The following is a 19,683-nucleotide window of genomic DNA, read 5'->3' on the forward strand; positions in this document are numbered from 1 at the left end:
TTTCAATTATTAATAAAACATGAAAGAGATGGACTATGAAATTATTCTGTATACCTTATGCAGGTGGTTCGGCCTTCTTCTACAGTCAATGGTCAAGCCATTTAAACGGAATCGCTGAGATTATTCCTGTGGAGTTAGCTGGCAGAGGCAGGAGAGTGCACGAGCCGTTTTATCGATCTTTTGAAGAAGCAGTTGAAGATATTACATCGATTATTGTGCCGCAATTAAGTGGAGCTCCCTATGGGATTTTCGGGCATAGCTTGGGGGCAAATCTTGCCTATGAAACGATTCATCAACTGAAAAGTGGGGGGTATAAGGAGCCTGATGTCGTTTTTTTCTCAGGAAGATCTGCTCCGCATGTACCAGACAAGGATGAAACTATCGTTCACACGCTCCCGGATGAAGAGTTTAAGCGGCACTTAATGGAATTAGGCGGAACGCCGCCGCAGTTTTTTGATAATACGGAATTGATGGATCTTTTTTTGCCTATTATCAGGTCGGATTTCCGGTTGTCAGAGACTCATATGTTCAAAGAAAGAAACAGTAAACTTGGGTGTGACGTCTACATATTCTTCGGTTACAAGGATGACACCTTGTCAGGAGATATAGAAGAGTGGGACCAAATATCTGATAACGCTTGCAAGTATGTTGGTTTTGATGGAGATCATTTTTTTATTCATAGTCATTCGCAATTGGTTATAGAGGCTCTTATGAAGGCTCTCAATTTCCGCTAATCGCAACAAGATGTGTTTTTACAACAAGAACCTATATTCCAGGCCAATCATCATACTGCCTAATTCGACCTCACTTTCTCAGATTGGTTTGCGGTTGCCTTCAGAAGCATGCAGTTCATTCAGAGTCAGCATAATTAATGAGGGGGACTACTTGTATGAGACCGTTAAGCGGGAGCGAATCTGCATTTCCATTAACGCACGCACAGAAGAGAATTTGGATGATGGAGCAGCATTATCCTGACACTTCGCTCAATAATATAACGCTGTATTTTATTTTTAAAGGAGAAGCGAATTTAGAGTGGATTGAAGCAGCCATCCACTATAATCTTAGCAACCACGCAGGCTTTGGATTGCGAATCTCCCGCAACCAGGACGGTGAGCCCTATCAATATTATGTGCCCCATCATAAAACCCCGTTCCCACTAATCGATTTCAGTACTTCAAATAACCCTAATGAGGCGCTTGAGCTTTGGACGCAGCAGCAAGCGGCAATCCCCTTCCAATTCGAGAATAACCCTTTATATTACGTAGCCCTCTTCAAAATCAGTGACGATGAGTTGGGATATTTAATCAAGGCACATCACATCATTGCTGATGGATGGTCAGGGCAAGCATGGCTTCAAGATACACTGGAAATTTATGAAAAGCTGGCGAAAGGCGAAAACAATCCGGTTGGCAGGTCCAGCAATTTTCTTGATTTTGCAGATCATGAAGAAAATTATTTAAGGTCTAATCGGTACATCAAAGACAAGAAGTTTTGGTTACACCGTTATCAGGACTATGAGTCCCCTACGGTTATGGGAACTTCCAAAGGGGTCAGCGGCGATTCGGCCGGGAGACGGAAATCATTCCTACTGAACAAAGAGCTTTCTGACCGGATCAGAGAAAAACTTGATGAGAACCGGGTTTCACTAAACGCCTGGTTTGTCTCGTTAATACTCGCCTATTTGAATCGGACGACAGGGCAAAGCGACTTGGTCATTGGGACTCCGGTCTTAAACCGTTCCGGAGTGAAAGAAAAATCTGTAATTGGTATGTTTGCCAGTACAATGCCGCTTCGGGTTCAAGTCAATGCTATGCAGAGCTTCGACTCGTTTAGCAGGGAAGTACAGCAGGAATTGATGTCATGTTACTTTCATCAAAAATATCCTTACGATAATCTGGTGCAAGAATTAGAACTGCGCAAAAGGGGAATAGATCAGCTATTTTCTGTTGTTGTAAATAATCTTGGCACCAGACTTGTGACGAATTTGGCAAACCTGACTGTAAAAGCGAACGAGGTTTACAATGGGCATCAATTTTATCCATTTCAGCTTATGATTAAAGACTGGTCTCTGACTGGTGAACTCGAATTGGCTTTTGATTACAAAGCTGACCATTCGGATGGAATTGTAGAACAGATATTTAGCTCTTTTACTGTCATGCTTCAGGATATCCTTGGGGAGCCTAGTCCTATGATCCAAGATATCCGTCTATTGGATAAAGAGGGGACCTGTCAACTTACAGTTGGATTCAACGATACGGCTGCGGAGTATCCGCGGGAAGCAACGATCCACGGTCTGTTCGAGGAGCAGGTGGAGAAGACGCCGGATGCGGTAGCGGTAGTGTACGGGGATCAGCAGCTGACCTACGCGGAGCTGAACGCACGGGCCAACCAGCTGGCGTGGACACTGCGCGGGCAAGGTGTGGGGCCGGACCGTATTGTGGCGATCATGGCGGAACGCTCGCTGGAACTGATTGTAGGGATCTATGGCATCCTGAAGGCCGGCGGGGCGTACTTGCCGGTCGATCCGGCATACCCGAAAGAGCGCATCCAATACATGCTCGGGGACAGCGGCGCGGAAGCGCTGCTGATTGACGCTGGCCTTGATCCATGCGGATTTGAGGGCGCGGTCATCGAGTTGACTTCCAGAAGGCAGGCACAATCCGTGGCTAACCCGCCGCTAGAGCTGGATTCCCGGCATTTGGCGTATGTGATGTATACCTCGGGGACCACAGGCAACCCCAAAGGGGTCATGATGGAGCATCGCGCGGTCATTAACCGCCTGCAGTGGATGCAGAATTGGTACCGCATCGGAGAAGAGGATGTCATTCTGCAGAAGACGCCGATAACGTTCGACGTTTCGGTGTCGGAGCTGTTCTGGTGGGGAATGACCGGGTCCCGGGTCTGCATGCTTTCGCCGCAGGGAGAGAAAGATCCAGCGGTGCTGGCCGAAACCATCGAGCGTCACGGGGTCACGGTGATGCATTTTGTGCCGTCGATGCTGAGCGTCTTCCTGGAGCAGGCCGGGCAAGCATTTAGCCCGGAGAAGCTCGGCAGCTTGCGCCGGGTATTTGCCAGCGGAGAAGCGTTGAAGCCGCAGCATGTGGCCGGGTTCTACAAGTTAATGGAAGGGAGCGGAGCCACGCTTCACAACCTGTACGGGCCGACGGAAGCAGCTGAGGTTTCCTATTTTGATTGCATGCCACTCATCGCGGAAGCGGCGGTGCCGATCGGCAAGCCGCTTGCCAATACGCAGCTGTACATTGTAGGTGACGACTTGCAGCTGAAGCCGATGGGCACCGCTGGTGAGCTGTACATCGCGGGGGACGGTCTGGCGAGGGGTTACTTCAACCGGCCGGACCTGACGGCGGAGAAATTCGTGGACAACCCGTTCGAGCCGGGGACGCGGATGTACCGGACCGGGGATTTGGCGAGATGGATGCCGGACGGCAACGTGGAGTACCTGGGCCGGATCGACCATCAAGTGAAGATCCGCGGCTACCGGATCGAGTGCGGGGAGATCGAATCACAGCTAATGGCGCATGCGCATATCCGCGAAGCGGTGGTCATGGCCCGTGAGGATGAGCAAGGACAGGCGTACTTGTGCGCGTATCTCGTAAGTGACGAAGCCGTTCCGGTACCGGAGCTGCGGGCGCATCTGGCGGCACAGCTGCCGGATTACATGATCCCGTCCTACTTTGTGGAGCTGGAGAAGCTGCCGCTGAACTCTAACGGCAAGGTGGACCGGAAGGCGCTGCCGGCGCCGGACCGGGAGGCGTACAGCGAAGGCTATGAAGCGCCGCGGGATGCGCTGGAGACGCAATTGGCGGAGTTGTTCGCAGAGGTGCTGGGGGTAAACGAAGTCGGCATCGGCGATTCGTTCTTCGAGCGCGGCGGTCACTCGCTGAAAGCGATGACGCTGGTGTCGCGCATTCATCAGCAGCTGGCGGTGGAGCTGCCGCTGCGGGAGCTGTTCGCGCGTCCGACGGTGAAGGCGTTGGCGGTCTATGTGCGCAGCACGGAGGAAAGCGGCTACGGCCGAATCGAGCCGGCAGCGGCGCAGGCATCGTACCCGCTGTCTTCGGCGCAGCGGCGGCTATACGTGCTGCATGAGGTAGAGCCGGAGAGCACGCGCTACAACATGCCGGGGGTCATGGAGCTAACAGGGCAGGTGGATGCGGATCGGCTGGAGGAAGCGATTCGCTCGGTCATCGCCCGTCACGAATCGCTGCGCACGTCGTTCAGGTGGATCGACGGAGAACCGAGACAACAGGTACACGAAGACGTGTCGTTTGAATGGGGATGCCGGGAGGCAGATGAAGTGCAAGCCCGGGAGCTCATCCGGAACTTCGTGCGGCCGTTCGCGTTGGATCAGGCGCCGCTGCTGCGGGCCGGGCTGCTGCGACTGGCAGAGGAGCACCATTGGCTGGTGTGGGACATGCACCATATCGTCTCGGACGGCGTGTCGCTGAACCTTCTGGTGTCGGACCTCATGGCGGCGTATGCCGGTGAGGAGCTGGCGCCGCTGCGGATTCAGTACAAGGACTACGCGGTCTGGCAGCAGGGCACACTCGGAGTGAAGCGGATGGGGGCGCATGAGGCGTACTGGCTGTCGGCCTATGCGGAGGAAGTGCCGGTGTTGGAGCTGCCGGCCGACCGGACGCGTCCGGCAGTGCCAAGCAGCGAAGGCGGACAGGTTCATGCGCAGATCAGCGCGGACGTAGCTGAGGCCCTAAAACGAATTGCCGCAGAGACCGGAGCCACGCTGTACATAGTGCTGCTGGCCGCCTATAACGTGTGGCTGCACAAGTACACGGGGCAGACCGACATTGTGGTCGGGACGCCGGTGTCTGGGCGGTCCCATGGTGATACAGAGCCGATGATCGGGATGTTCGTGAATACGCTGGCACTGCGCAACGCCCCGTCCGGGGACAAGCGGTTTATGGACTTCCTGCGCGAAGTGAAGGAGCGGACGCTGACGGCATTCGAGCATCAGGATTACCCGTTCGAGGAACTGGTCGAGAAGCTGAACATACGGCGCGATATGAGCCGCAATCCCTTATTCGACACGATGCTGGTGCTGCAGAACATGGAGCAGGCGCGCTTTGGCCTGGCAGATGTTGACGTTCGTCCGGTCGAGCTGGACCACCGGGCGACGAAGTTTGACCTGACGCTGAACGTTGCGGAGAGTGAGCAAGGACTTCAGCTGTTGCTGGAATACAGCAGCGTGCTGTTCAACGAGGAGACAGCCGGGCGGTACCTGATACACTTTGTGCAGCTCTTGTCGCAAATGGCCGGTCAGCCGGAAGCAAGCATTGGGTCGTATGAGCTTGTTACGCCAGAGGAGAAGCAAGAGCTGCTGCATGCGTTCAACGACACGGCGGCGGAGTATCCGCAGGAAGCAACGATCCACGGTCTGTTCGAGGAGCAGGTGGAGAAGACGCCGCATAAGGTGGCGGTAGTGTACGGGGATCAGCAGCTGACCTATGCGGAGCTGAACGCGCGGGCGAACCAGCTGGCGTGGACGCTGCGCGGGCAAGGTGTGGGGCCGGAAACGATTGTAGCAATTATGGCGGAACGCTCGCTGGAGCTGATGGTAGGGCTTTATGGCATCCTGAAGGCCGGCGGGGCATACTTGCCGATTGATCCGGCGTTGCCGGCCGAACGCATCCGGTATATGCTCGGGGACAGCGGCGCGGCGGTACTGCTGATTCAGCCCGGCCAGGATTCATGCGGATTTGAGGGGACGGTCATCGAGTTGACGCATGGAGGGCGGGTGCAATCCGAGGCCAATCCGCCGCTAGAGCCGGATTCCCGGCGTTTGGCGTATGTGATCTATACCTCGGGGACCACTGGCAACCCGAAAGGGGTCATGATTGAGCATCGCACGGTCATCAACCGCCTGCAATGGATGCAGAATCGCTACCCCATCGGAGAACAGGACGTCATTCTGCAGAAGACGCCGATAACGTTCGACGTTTCGGTGTGGGAGCTGTTCTGGTGGGGCATGACCGGGGCCAAGGTCTGCATGCTTCCGCCGCAGGGAGAGAAAGATCCAGCGGTGCTGGCCGAAACGATCAAGCGTCACGGGGTCACGGTTATGCATTTTGTGCCGTCGATGCTGAGCGTCTTCCTGGAGCAGGCCGGACAAGCGTTTAGCCCGGAGAAGCTCGGCAGCTTGCGCCGGGTATTTGCCAGCGGGGAAGCGTTGAAGGCGCAGCATGTGAGCGGGTTCTACAAGTTAATGGAAGGGAGTGGAGCCACGCTTCACAACCTGTACGGGCCGACGGAGGCCACGGTCGATGTCGCGTATTACGACAGCGCTCCGACCTTCGCGAAAGCGGCGGTGCCGATCGGAGGGCCGATCGCCAATACGCAGCTGTACATTGTGAACGACAAGCGGCAGCTGCAGCCGATAGGCGTCGCGGGTGAACTGTGTATAGCGGGAGACGGCTTAGCGCGGGGTTACTTCAACCGGCCGGAATTGACGGCGGAGAAATTCGTCGACAACCCGTTCGAGCCGGGGACGCGGATGTACCGGACCGGCGATTTGGCGAGATGGCTGCCGGACGGCAACCTGGAGTACCTGGGCCGGATCGACCATCAAGTGAAGATCCGCGGCTACCGGATCGAGTGCGGGGAGATCGAGACGCGGCTTCTGGCGCATGCGCAGATCCGCGAAGCGGTGGTCATGGCCCGTGAGGACGAGCAAGGGCAGGCGTACTTGTGCGCGTATCTTGTGAGCGACGAAGCCGTTCCGGTACCGGAGCTGCGGGCGCAACTGGCAACACAGCTGCCGGATTACATGATCCCGTCCTACTTTGTGGAGCTGGAGAAGCTGCCGCTGAGCCCTAACGGCAAGGTGGACCGGAAGGCGCTGCCGGCGCCGGACCGGGAGGCGTACAGCGAAGGCTATGAAGCGCCGCGGGATGCACTGGAGACGCAATTGGCGGAGTTGTTCGCAGGAGTGCTGGGGGTAAACGAGGTCGGCATCGGCGATTCGTTCTTCGAGCGCGGCGGTCACTCGCTGAAAGCGATGACGCTGGTGTCGCGCATTCATCAGCAGCTGGCGGTGGAGCTGCCGCTGCGGGAGCTGTTCGCACGCCCGACGGTGAAGGCGTTGGCGGTCTATGTGCGCAGCACGGAGGAAAGCGGCTACGGCCGAATCGAGCCGGCAGCGGCGCAGGCATCGTACCCGCTGTCTTCGGCGCAGCGGCGGCTATACGTGCTGCATGAGGTGGAGCCGGAGAGCACGCGCTACAACATGCCGGGGGTTATGGAGCTAACAGGGCAGGTGGATGCGGATCAGCTGGAGCAAGCGATTTGCTCGGTTATCGCCCGTCACGAATCGCTGCGCACGTCGTTCACGTGGATCGACGGCGAACCGAGACAACAAGTACACGAAGACGTGGTGTTTGAATGGGTATGCCGGGATGCAGATGAAGGGCAAGCCCCGGAACTCATCCGGAATTTTGTGCAACCGTTCGCACTGGGTCAGGCGCCGCTGCTGCGGGCCGGGTTGCTGCGACTGGCGGAGGAGCGCCATTGGCTGGTGTGGGACATGCATCATATCGTCTCGGACGGCGTGTCGATGAACCTTCTGGTGTCAGACTTCATGGCGGCGTATGCCGGCGGGGAGCTGGCGCCGCTGCGGATCCAGTACAAGGACTACGCGGTCTGGCAGCAGAGCATGCTCGGGGTGGAGCGGATGCAGGAGCATGAGGCGTACTGGCTGTCGGTCTATGCGGAGGAAGCGCCGGTGCTGGAGCTGCCGGCCGACCGTACGCGTGCGGCGGTGCCAAGCAGTGAAGGCGGGCAGGTTCATGCGCAGATCAGCGCGGACGTAGCCGAGGGGCTGAAGCAGATTGCCGCAGAGACCGGAGCCACGCTGTACATGGTGCTGCTGGCTGCCTATAACGTGTGGCTGCACAAGTACACGGGGCAGACCGACATCGTGGTTGGCACGCCGGTGTCGGGGCGGACGCATGCAGATACGGAGCCGATGATCGGGATGTTCGTGAATACGCTGGCGCTGCGCAACGCCCCGTCCGGGGAGAAGCGGTTTATGGACTTTTTGCGCGAAGTGAAGGAGCGGACGCTGGCGGCGTTTGAGCATCAGGACTATCCGTTCGAGGAACTGGTCGAGAAACTGAACGTACGGCGCGATATGAGCCGCAACCCCATGTTTGACACGATGCTGGTACTGCAGAACATGGAGCAGGCGCGCTTTGGGCTGGCGGATGTTGACGTACGTCCGGTCGAGCTGAACCACCGGGCGACGAAGTTTGACTTAACGCTGAACGTCGCGGAGGGCGATCAAGGACTTCAGCTGTTGCTGGAATACAGCAGCGCACTGTTCAACGAGGAGACAGCCGGGCGGTACCTGATGCACTTTGTGCAGCTCTTGTCGCAAATCACCGGGCAGCCGGAAGCAAGCATCGGCTCGTATGAGCTTGTCACGCCAGAGGAGAAGCAACAGCTGCTGCATGGGTTCAACGACACGGCAGCGGAGTATCCGCGGGAAGCGACAATTCACGGTCTGTTCGAGGAACAGGTGAAGAAGACGCCGCACGCGGTGGCGGCCGTGTACGGGGATCAGCAGCTGACCTATGCGGAGCTGAACGCGCGGGCGAATCAGCTGGCGTGGACGCTGTGCGGGCAAGGTGTGGGGCCGGACCGTATCGTGGCGATCCTGATGGATCGCTCGGTGGAGATGCTCGTCGGGGTGCTCGGCATCCTGAAGGCTGGCGGAGCGTACTTGCCGATCGATCCGGCGCTGCCGGCCGAACGCATCCGGTATATGCTCGGGGACAGCGGCGCGATGGTGCTGCTGTCCCAGCCCGGCCTTGATCCATGCGGATTTGAGGGCGCGGTAATCGAGTTGACTTCTAGAAGTCAAGCACAATCCGAAGCCAACCCGCCGTTAGAGTTGGATTCCCGGCGTTTGGCGTATGTGATCTACACCTCGGGCACCACAGGCAACCCCAAAGGGGTCATGATTGAGCATCGCGCGGTCATCAACCGCCTGCAATGGATGCAGAATCGCTATCCCATCGGAGAACAGGACGTCATTCTGCAGAAGACGCCGATAACGTTCGACGTTTCGGTGTGGGAGCTGTTCTGGTGGGGAATGACCGGGGCCCGGGTCTGCATGCTTCCGCCGCAGGGAGAGAAAGACCCCGCGCTGCTGGCCGAAACGATCAAGCGTCACGGGGTCACGGTTATGCATTTTGTGCCGTCAATGCTGAGCGTCTTCCTGGAGCAGGCCGGACAAGCGTTTAGCCCGGAGAAGCTGGGCAGCTTGCGCCGGGTATTTGCCAGCGGGGAAGCGTTGAAGGCGCAGCATGTGACCGGCTTCTACAAGTTAATGGAGCGGAGCGGAGCCACGCTTCACAACCTGTACGGGCCGACGGAGGCCACGGTGGATGTCGCGTATTATGATAGTGCTTCGACCTTCGCGGAAGCGGCGGTGCCGATCGGGGGGCCGATCGCCAATACGCAGCTGTACATTGTGGGTGACAACCGGCAGCTGCAGCCGATGGGCGTCGCGGGTGAACTGTGTATCGCGGGCGACGGTCTGGCGCGTGGTTACTTCAACCAGCCGGAGCTGACGGCGGAGAAATTCGTAGACAATCCGTTCGAGCCGGGGACACGGATGTACCGGACCGGGGATTTGGCGAGGTGGCTGCCGGACGGCAACCTGGAGTACTTGGGCCGGATCGACCATCAAGTGAAGATCCGCGGCTACCGGATCGAGTGCGGGGAAATCGAGACGCGGCTTCTGGCGCATGCGCAGATCCGCGAAGCGGTGGTTATGGCCCGCGAGGACGAGCAAGGGCAGGCGTACTTGTGTGCGTATCTCGTAAGTGATGAAGCTGTTCCGGTTGCAGAACTACGTGCGCACCTGGCGGCACAGCTGCCGGATTACATGATCCCGTCCTATTTTGTGGAGCTGGAGAAGCTGCCGCTCAGCCCTAACGGCAAGGTCGACCGCAAGGCGCTGCCGGAGCCGCAAGGACGGATGCAGGCGGGAAGTGAATATGTGGCGCCGCGCTGCAAGACGGAGGCGAAGCTGGCAACGATTTGGCAGGACGTGCTCCAAGTCGGACAAGTCGGGATACAAGACAACTTCTTCGAGCTGGGCGGGGATTCGATCAAAGCCGTTCAGATCGCCGCGCGGCTGCGGGGGCATGGGCTGCACTTGGGGATCCGCGATCTGTTCCGGTATCCGACGATCCTGGAGCTGAGCCCGCATGTGCAGAAGTTGGCGCGGCAGATCGATCAGCGTCCGGTAGAAGGCGAAGTACGATTAACTCCGATCCAGCAAGGGTTGTTTGAACGGTCGCCGCAGCTGCCGCACCATTATAACCAGGCGGTCCTGCTGCAACGGAGGGACGGATTCGACGAAGGTGTCCTGCGCCGTGTGTTTGAACGGATCGCCCAGCATCATGATGCGCTGCGGATGAGGTATCGGGAAGAAGCGGAGGGCATCGTGCAGTGGAGCCGCGGGCCTCTAGAGGCGAGTTTCGGGCTGGATGTGATCGACTTGCGCGGGGAAACCGCCGTGGACACACGTATTGCGGCGGAAGCCGAGCGGCTGCAGCGGGGGCTGCACCTGGAGCAGGGGCCGCTGATGCGCCTGGGGCTGATGAAGACCGGCGAGGGCGATCATCTGCTGATCGTCATCCACCATCTGGTGGTGGACGGGGTGTCGTGGCGGATCCTGTTCGAAGATGTGCAGACCGGTTATGAGCAGGCGGAGCGGGGCGAGGAGATCCGCTTTCCGGAGAAGACGGACGCGTTCCAGACGTGGTCGGAGGCACTGGCGCGCTATGCGGACAGTGAGGAACAGCTGAATGAAATCGCTTATTGGAAGCGAATCGAGGAGACGCCGGCTGCGGCGCTGCCGGCGGACGAAGGGCTCAAGGAAGCGGAGCGAACCGGCGGAGCGGTGAGCATCCGGCTGTCACGGGAAGAGACGGCGCAGTTATTGAACCAGGCGGGCCGGGCGTACTATACGGAAATCAACGACATCCTGCTGACGGGGCTGGGCCTGGCGCTGCAGGAATGGATCGGCGAGCGGCGGTTTGTGGTGGACCTGGAAGGGCATGGCCGGGAAGAGATCGGGGAAGCGGTGGATGTCAGCCGTACGGTGGGCTGGTTTACAACGATAGTGCCGACGCTGCTTGACCTGGGGGCATGCGAGACGTTGTCCGACTGCATCAAGGCGGTGAAAGAAGGGCTGCGCAGCGTACCGAACAAAGGGCTGGGGTATGGCGTGCTGAAGTATATGACAGCAGCGGAGCACAAACAGGAGTTGACGTTTGACCTTCGCCCGGAGATCTGCTTCAACTACTTGGGCCAGCTGGACCGGGACGTGACCACTGGCGTATTCGAAACGTCGGTGTACGGGACGGGCACCAGCATCGACCCGAACCTCCCCAGTGAGTACAAGCTGAGCCTGAACGGGATGGTGATCGGCGGGGAGCTCGTGTTTACGTGCGACTATGCAGCAGACGTGTACCGGAGGGAAACGGTGGAATGCTGGATGGCGTGTTATGCGGAACAGCTTCGCAGACTGATTGCCCACTGCATGGGGCAGGCGCACAGCGAGAAGACCGCGAGCGATTTTAGTTCCAGTGGATTAGATATTGATGAAGTAGAGAACATTTACTCATTGCTTGAACAAATAGACTAGGAAAAAAAGGGTTAACAGAAGGGGGAGAGATAAAAACATCTCCCCTAACGTTGTTATTGAAGAGAACGAGGTACCAAGTATCTAAACTAAATGGTCGGAGGAATTAGCCCAGGTTTTATAATAGCGTCTCTAAACAATTTGCCGGGAGGTAAACATGAGTAGAAGAAGAGACTCGATAAAAGACATCTATTATCTTACGCCGATGCAAGAAGGTATGTTATTTCATTCTTTGCTTCACAAATCAAATGAGTATTTTGAACAATATACTTTGGAGCTTGCAGGTGATTTAAATGTAACCCTAGTTAATCAATCCTTTGCGAAGCTGATTGAGCGATACGATATACTTCGAACCATCTTCGTCTGGAAAAAGGTGAAGAAATCTGTTCAAGTCGTAGTAAAAAATCAAAAGACGGACTTGATTTTCGAAGATATTTCTCAGTTGAGTGAAAATGAAAAGTCTAGGTATGTGAACGAGTACATGCAAAATGATCGAGATGAGGGCTTTGACCTATTGAAGGGGCCTTTAATTCGATTAGCTGTTCTAAAAAAGGATTCTGATTCACACATAATGATTTGGAGCTTCCACCATATTTTGATGGATGGTTGGTGTGTAAGCATTCTTATGCAGGAATTTATGCATATATATCAATGCTTGAAGACTAAGCAGCCCATTCGACTTGACACGCCAATACAATTTAACAGTTACATGCAATGGCTTGAAAAGCAGGACGGGGAAGCGGCGCGACAGTACTGGAGCCGGTACTTGGCAAACTATGAGCAACAGGCGAGTGTGCCGCGAGCGCTTTGGACAGCAGGGCATACGGGAGCCGAGCCGCAGGAGCATGCCTTCCGTCTGGATCGGGAGATGACCCGGGAGCTGGAGCAGTTGGCCCGCCAGGCACAGGTGACGCTGAACACAGTGATGCAGACGATCTGGGGACTGCTATTGCAGAAGTACAACCAGAGCGGTGATGTGGTATTCGGGACTGTCGTATCGGGGAGACCGGCGGAAGTTCCGGGAATCGAGCGGATGATCGGCCTGTTTATCAATACGACGCCGGTACGGGTCAGCAGTTCCCCCGGCCAGAGCGTAACGGTGCTGCTGCAGCAGGTGCAGGAAGCGGCGCTGGCGTCGGAATCACACAGCCATTATCCGCTGTATGAGATTCAGGGGCTGAGCGCGCTGAAGCAAGGATTGATCGATCATATTTTGGTGTTCGAGAACTATCCGATTGCTGAAGCGATTGGCCAAGCAGGCGGAACGGACGAGGCTGCGTTTGGGATCCGTGACGTTGAAGTATTTGAGCAGACGAATTATGACCTAACCGTCGTGCTAGCCCCGGGCGAAGCGTTGTCGATTGAATTCCGGTACAACGCCAAGGTATACGATGGAACATTCATCCGGCGAATGGAGGGGCATATCCGAGAAATCGCGCAGCAAATGCTGGCGGATGCGCAGCGGCCGGTGTCCTCGATATCGCTTGTCACGCCAGAGGAGAAGCAAGAGCTGCTGCATGCGTTCAACGACACGGCGGCGGAGTATCCGCAGGAAGCGACGATCCACGGTCTGTTCGAAAAGCAGGTGGAGAAGACGCCGCATGCGGTGGCGGCCGTGTACGGGGATCAGCAGCTGACCTATGCGGAGCTGAATGCGCGGGCGAACCAGCTGGCGTGGACGCTGCGCGGGCAAGGTGTGGGGCCGGACCGTATCGTGGCGATCCTGATGGATCGCTCAGTGGAGATGATCGTCGGGGTGCTCGGCATCCTGAAGGCCGGAGGGGCGTACTTGCCGATCGATCCGGATTATCCGGCTGAGCGAATCGCCTATACGCTGGCGGACAGCGGGGCGCAGTGGCTGGTGACGACCCGTGACGTCGAGCTTCGGACGCCGGCGCTTCCGTTCGCGGGATGCCGGGTATATGCCTTAGAAACGGAGCCGATGCCCGCGGAGAATCCGCCGCAGGCGACGAAGCCGGAGCATCTGGCCTACGTGATCTATACCTCAGGGACGACCGGAAAGCCGAAAGGGACGATGATTACGCATCGGAACGTGGTGCGGCTGTTGTTCAACGACCGCATGGCGTTTGATTTCAACGAACGGGACGTGTGGACGTTGTTCCACTCGTATTGCTTCGATTTCTCGGTATGGGAAATGTACGGAGCGCTGCTTTATGGAGGCAAGCTGGTGGTTGTGCCGCTGATGACGGCGAGGGACCCGGAGCAGATGGTGCGGCTGCTGCGGCAGGAGCGGGTGACGGTGTTGAATCAGACGCCGAGCGCGTTTTATGCGTTGTCAGAGCGGGAAATGGAAGAGGCGGACGCGGAGCTGTGCGTGCGAGCCGTGATCTTTGGCGGAGAAGCGCTGGCGCCGGTCCAGTTGCGGGCATGGCAGCGGAAGTATCCCCATACGGAATTGATCAACATGTACGGGATCACGGAAACGACCGTGCACGTGACGTACAAGAAGCTTGGAGAGGCGGAGATCACAAGCGGCATCAGCAACATCGGCAAGCCGCTCCCGACGCTGCGGGCCTATATTCTCGGCGAAGGGCAGCAACTGCAGCCGATGGGCGTCGCGGGGGAGCTGTGCATCACGGGCGACGGACTGGCACGGGGTTATTTAAACCGGCCGGAATTGACGGCGGAGAAATTCGTAGACAACCCGTTCGAGCCGGGGACGCGGATGTACCGGACCGGCGATTTGGCGAGATGGCTGCCGGACGGCAACCTGGAGTACCTGGGCCGGATCGACCACCAAGTGAAGATCCGCGGCTACCGGATCGAGTGCGGGGAGATCGAGGCGCATCTCATGGCGCATGCGCAGATCCGCGAAGCGGTGGTCATGGCCCGCGAGGACGAGCAAGGGCAGGCATACTTGTGCGCGTATCTTGTAAGCGACGAAGCCGTTCCGGTACCGGAGCTGCGTGCGCACCTGGCGGTACAACTGCCGGAATACATGATTCCGGCTTACTTTGTGGAGCTGGAGAAGCTGCCGCTGAACTCTAACGGCAAGGTGGACCGCAAGGCGTTGCCGGAGCCGCAAGGGCTGGTTCAGGCGGGAAAGGAATACGAAGCGCCAAGCACGCCGACGCAGCGGCAACTGGCGGAGATTTGGCAGGAAGTGCTGGGAGCGGAGCAGGTCGGCGTCTACGATAACTTCTTTGTGCTGGGCGGCGACTCGATCAAGGCGATCCGCCTCGTCAGCCGGATGAATTGCGACATGGAGGCGGATCTCCCGTTAAGAGAGTTGTACCTGCATCAGACTATCGGAGAGCTGTCCGACTTCTTATCTCAGGAGCGCAAGCCGGACCGGCAGCTGGAGTCGGGGCGGGAGCTGCTGGAGCAGATGAAGCGGCGTATCATGGAGGATTCCGAGCAGGCGAAGCACCTGCCAGAGGATTACGAGGACGTGTATCCGCTTAGCAAAATTCAACAGAGCATGGTGTTCTACTCGAGATTGCGGCCGGAGGAGCCGATCTACCACGATCAGTTTTTGCATCACCTCAGGATCGTGTCGGCGGACCGGTTCGCAGAAGCGCTGCAGCGGTTATCCGATAGGCATCCGATTCTGCGCACCACCTTCGATCTCACACATTTCGAGGAAGAGGTCCAGCTTGTGCACGCCCGGATCGTTCCAGAGCTTTCGGTGGAAGATGTCTCCTCATTTAGCCGGGAGGAGCAGGAGCGCGTCATCCGCGCGCATATCGAACAAGACCAGCGCAACTTGTTCCGGTTTGACGGCAAGGTGCTGTGGAGAGTTCGCTTGTTCCGGATGAATACACAGCATGATTATTGCATGGTGTTTACGGTCCACCATGCGATTCTGGACGGATGGAGCGTGGCGTCCTTTCAGCAGGAGTTTGCAGGCATTTATCAGCAACTGCTGCAGGGAGAGCCGGCGGAGGTCAAGCCGCTGGATAGCAATTACAAGGATTATGTGGCCATCAACCGGTTCCGGGAGAGCGACGAGGAGAGCCGGCAATATTGGATCCGCGAATTGGCGGGGTATACCCGCAATAAGCTGCCGTTTAACTACGCGGGCAAGAAGAGGGACCGCGGAGCGGCCAGCAAAATTTACCGCAGGCCACTGAGCAGCACGCTGCTGGGAGCCTTGAAGCGGCAGGCGAAGCGGTACGGTTGTACCGTCAAGGAGCTGTGCTTGAGCGCGCACGTGTATTTGCTGGGCATCCTGACGACGGAGGAAGAGATTGTCACGGGCGTGGTCAGCCACGACCGGCCGGCCATCGAAGATGCAGACAAAGTATTAGGCTGCTTCCTCAATACGGTGCCGATCCGCATGGGGCTAGCGCGCGAAGTGTCCAAGCGGGAACTGGTGAACCGTACAAAACGGCAGCTTGGGCAAATGAAGGCGCATGAACTGTTTCTGGCCGACATTGCCCATGCAATTGGTGAAGTGTCGAGACCGTCCGTCAACCCGATCTTCGATACGCTGTTTAACTATACGGATTTTCATGTGCTGGAGGAGATGGGGCCGGGGCAAGAGTTGGCATCGGAGATGGCGGCGCTGAGCTTGGAAGCAAACGAAATGACGAATACGTGGTTTGATCTGGAAGTATCGCAATACTTTAACAGGCTGAACATGCAGATCAAATATGCGCCAGCTTATTTTGAGGATCGGGAGATCGAGACGGCGTTCGCCTGGTACGAACGAATCCTTGAAGCCCTATGTGACGAGGAGACCGATATCTTGTCGGTAGAGCGCCTAATGACGGCTGCAGAACGGCAAGCGATCGTGTACGAATGGAACCGGACGGATATGCCGTACGCAGCAGAGAAGACGCTGCACCAACTGTTCGAGGAACAAGCGGCGAGGACACCCGGGCGGACCGCTTTAAACTGGAACGGCCAGCCATTGACCTACCGGGAGCTGGACGAGCGGTCGAACCGGTTGGCGCGGCGGCTGCGGGCCCAGGGGGTGAAACTCAATGATCATGTCGGGCTGATGACCGGGCGGGGTTTTGAGATGATCGTCGGCATGCTGGCGATTCTGAAAGCCGGCGCGGCGTATGTACCGATGGATCCGGACTACCCGCAAAGCCGGATCGCACATATGATCAGCCATGCGGGAGTAAGCGTCGTTGTCGTCGATCAGGCGTATGCAGAAGCGCCTGCGCTATTCGTCGACAGCCGGGACCCTTCGCTGATTGAGCATTCCAGTGAGGCGCTTCGCCTTGCCAAAGATTCGCACGAGTTGGCGTACATTATATATACATCCGGTTCAACCGGGGAGCCGAAGGGCGTCATGATTGAGCATCATTCGGCAGTGAACCTGGTCAGCTGGGTCAATCAGGAATGTGGCATGCATGAGGAAGACCGGCTGTTGTTCATCACGTCGATGTGCTTCGACTTGTCGGTGTATGACATTTTCGGACCGCTGGCGGCAGGCGCCCAGATTGTGATTGCAAGCCGGGAGCAGGTGCAGGATCCTAAGCAGATGCAGCAGTTGCTGGAAGAGGAAGCCATTACGATTTGGGACTCGGTGCCAACGACGCTGAACCATGTGCTGTATGGCCTAGAGGAACAGGAGGAGGGGATCAGCCAGAAGGCTTTGCGGCTGGCGCTGGTGAGCGGGGACTGGATTCCGGTCGATTTGGCGGAGCGCGCGAAGGCATACTTCCCGAACGTCCAAGTGATAGGACTTGGGGGTGCGACGGAAGCCACCGTATGGTCCAACTACTATCCGATCCAGGAAGTTACGGCGGATCAAACGGGCATTCCGTACGGAAAGCCGCTGGCGAACAATACCTTCTATATTCTGGACGCAGGTCGGCATCCGGTGCCGTACGGGGTGGCCGGCGAGCTGTATATCGGGGGAGTGGGCGTAGCCAGAGGCTATTTGAACGATCCGGCGAAGACCAGCGCATCGTTTATGGCCAACCCGTTTGTGCCGCAGGGGCGGATGTACCGGACGGGAGACATGGGGCGCATGCTGCCGGACGGCAACATGGAGTTCCTGGGACGCCAAGATTACCAGGTGAAGATCCGCGGCTACCGGGTGGAACTGGGAGAAATCGAGAACCAGTTGCTGAAGCATGAGGCGGTCCGCGAAGCAGTGGTGATCGCCCGTGAGGATGCGGCCGGCGGGAAATACTTGTGCGTGTACATGGTGCTGCAGGAGGAGACGGCTTCGGCGGAGATTCGGGAGCACCTCGGGCGGGCACTGCCGTCCTATATGATACCGGGATACATGATGCCGATGGAGCGCTTGCCGCTGACCCCTAACGGCAAGCTGAACCGTAAAGCGTTGCCAGAGCCGGATGCCAGAATGCATTCGGAAGAACGGTATGAGGCAGCGAGTACCGAGACGGAACGGAAGCTGCTTGGGATTTGGCAGGACGTGCTTGGCGTAGAGAACATCGGGATGCGCGACGACTTTTTTGCGATTGGTGGGCATTCGCTGCGGGCAACCACGCTGGTGTCCAAAATCCAGAAGACGATGAACGTAGAGCTGACGCTGCAGGACGTATTCCGACTGCCGACGATCAAGGAGCAGGCGCGGAAGATCGAGGGGATGTCGAAGATGGCATACAGCGCCATCGAACCGGCGAAACCGGGCAAGGATTATCCGCTGTCTTCGGCGCAGCGGCGGCTATACGTGCTGCATGAGGTGGAGCCGGAGAGCACGCGCTACAACATGCCGGGAGTCGTGGAGCTAACAGGGAAAATTGATGCGGATCGGCTGGAACAAGCGGTTCGTTCGGTTATCGCCCGTCACGAATCGCTACGCACGTCGTTCACGTGGATCGACGGCGAACCGCGGCAACAGGTGCACGAAGACGTGGCGTTGGAATGGGTATGCCGGGATGCAGATGAAGCGCAGGCGCGGGAACTCACCCGGAGCTTCGTACGGCCGTTCGAACTGAGTCAGGCGCCGCTGCTGCGGACCGGGCTGCTGCGGCTGGCGGAGGAGCGCCATTGGCTGGTGTGGGATATGCATCATATCGTGTCGGACGGCGTGTCGATGAACCTTCTGGTGTCGGACTTCATGGCGGCGTATGCCGGTGAGGAGCTGACGCCGCTGCGGATTCAGTACAAGGACTACGCGGTCTGGCAGCAGGGTACGCTCGGAGTGGAGCGGATGCAAGGGCATGAGGCGTACTGGCTGTCGGTCTATGCAGAGGAAGCGCCGGTGCTGGAGCTGCCGGCTGACCGGACGCGTCCGGCAGTGCCAAGCAGCGAAGGCGGACGGGTTCATGCGCAGATCAGCGCGGACGTAGCCGAGGGGCTGAAGCAGATTGCGGCGGAGACCGGAGCCACGCTGTACATGGTGCTGCTGGCCGCCTATAACGTGTGGCTGCACAAGTACACGAGGCAGACCGACATTGTGGTCGGGACGCCGGTGTCGGGACGGACGCATACGGATACGGAGCCGATGATCGGGATGTTCGTGAACACGCTGGCGCTGCGCAACGCCCCGTCCGGGGAGAAGCGTTTTATGGACTTCGTGCGCGAGGTGAAGGAGCGGACGCTGGCGGCATTCGAGCATCAGGACTATCCGTTCGAGGAACTGGTCGAGAAGCTGAACGTGCGGCACGATAGGAGCCGCAACCCGTTGTTTGACACGATGCTGGTGCTGCAGAACATGGAGCAATCGATTCTCTATTTAACAGATATTGAGGTTCGCTCCGTTGAACAAGAGACTTCGACAACGAAGATGGATCTGACGATGATTGTTGTCGAAATCGAACAGGGCCTTCAATTATCTTTAGAGTATAGCCGGGATTTATTCGAGCATGGGACGGCGACGAGACTGCTTCAAGGATTTTGTGAACTTATCAAAGCCACGGCAACCGTTCCTTCCGTTTGCATTAGAGAATTAAAAATGGAAATCTTTCAACATGAAAAAGAAGAGGAGGAAGACGAATTATTTGATATTATTCATTTTGAATAACAGGGTCTGTTGTATTACTAGGGTTAATCTTCGGTAACAATGGCCAAGTCGGTTTATATGAATCTAGTTTCTGTGC

The 19,683-nt window shown here is 57.5% G+C and carries 3 protein-coding genes; all 3 read left to right on the forward strand.

From position 1 onward, the window contains the following. Positions 1-35: 35 nt before the first annotated feature. The 3 genes from MHI45_RS28980 to MHI45_RS28990 all read left to right on the forward strand — a co-directional run bounded on the left by MHI45_RS28980 (position 36) and on the right by MHI45_RS28990 (position 19,607). Entirely contained in the window at positions 36-734 is a 699-nt protein-coding gene (locus MHI45_RS28980; protein ID WP_076113095.1) for a thioesterase II family protein, read from the forward strand. Positions 735-889: 155 nt separating this feature from the next. Further along, positions 890-11,695, forward strand: a complete 10,806-nt coding sequence (locus MHI45_RS28985; RefSeq protein ID WP_341119821.1) for a non-ribosomal peptide synthetase — start codon at positions 890-892, stop codon at positions 11,693-11,695. Between the two features lie 154 nt (positions 11,696-11,849). Continuing rightward, positions 11,850-19,607, forward strand: a complete 7,758-nt coding sequence (locus MHI45_RS28990) for an amino acid adenylation domain-containing protein (protein WP_341119822.1) — start codon at positions 11,850-11,852, stop codon at positions 19,605-19,607. Positions 19,608-19,683: the final 76 nt, after the last annotated feature.

Origin of the sequence: Paenibacillus sp. FSL H3-0321 (genome assembly GCF_038002865.1) — a bacterium.
In the GTDB taxonomy this organism is placed as follows: Bacteria; Bacillota; Bacilli; order Paenibacillales; family Paenibacillaceae; genus Paenibacillus_AQ.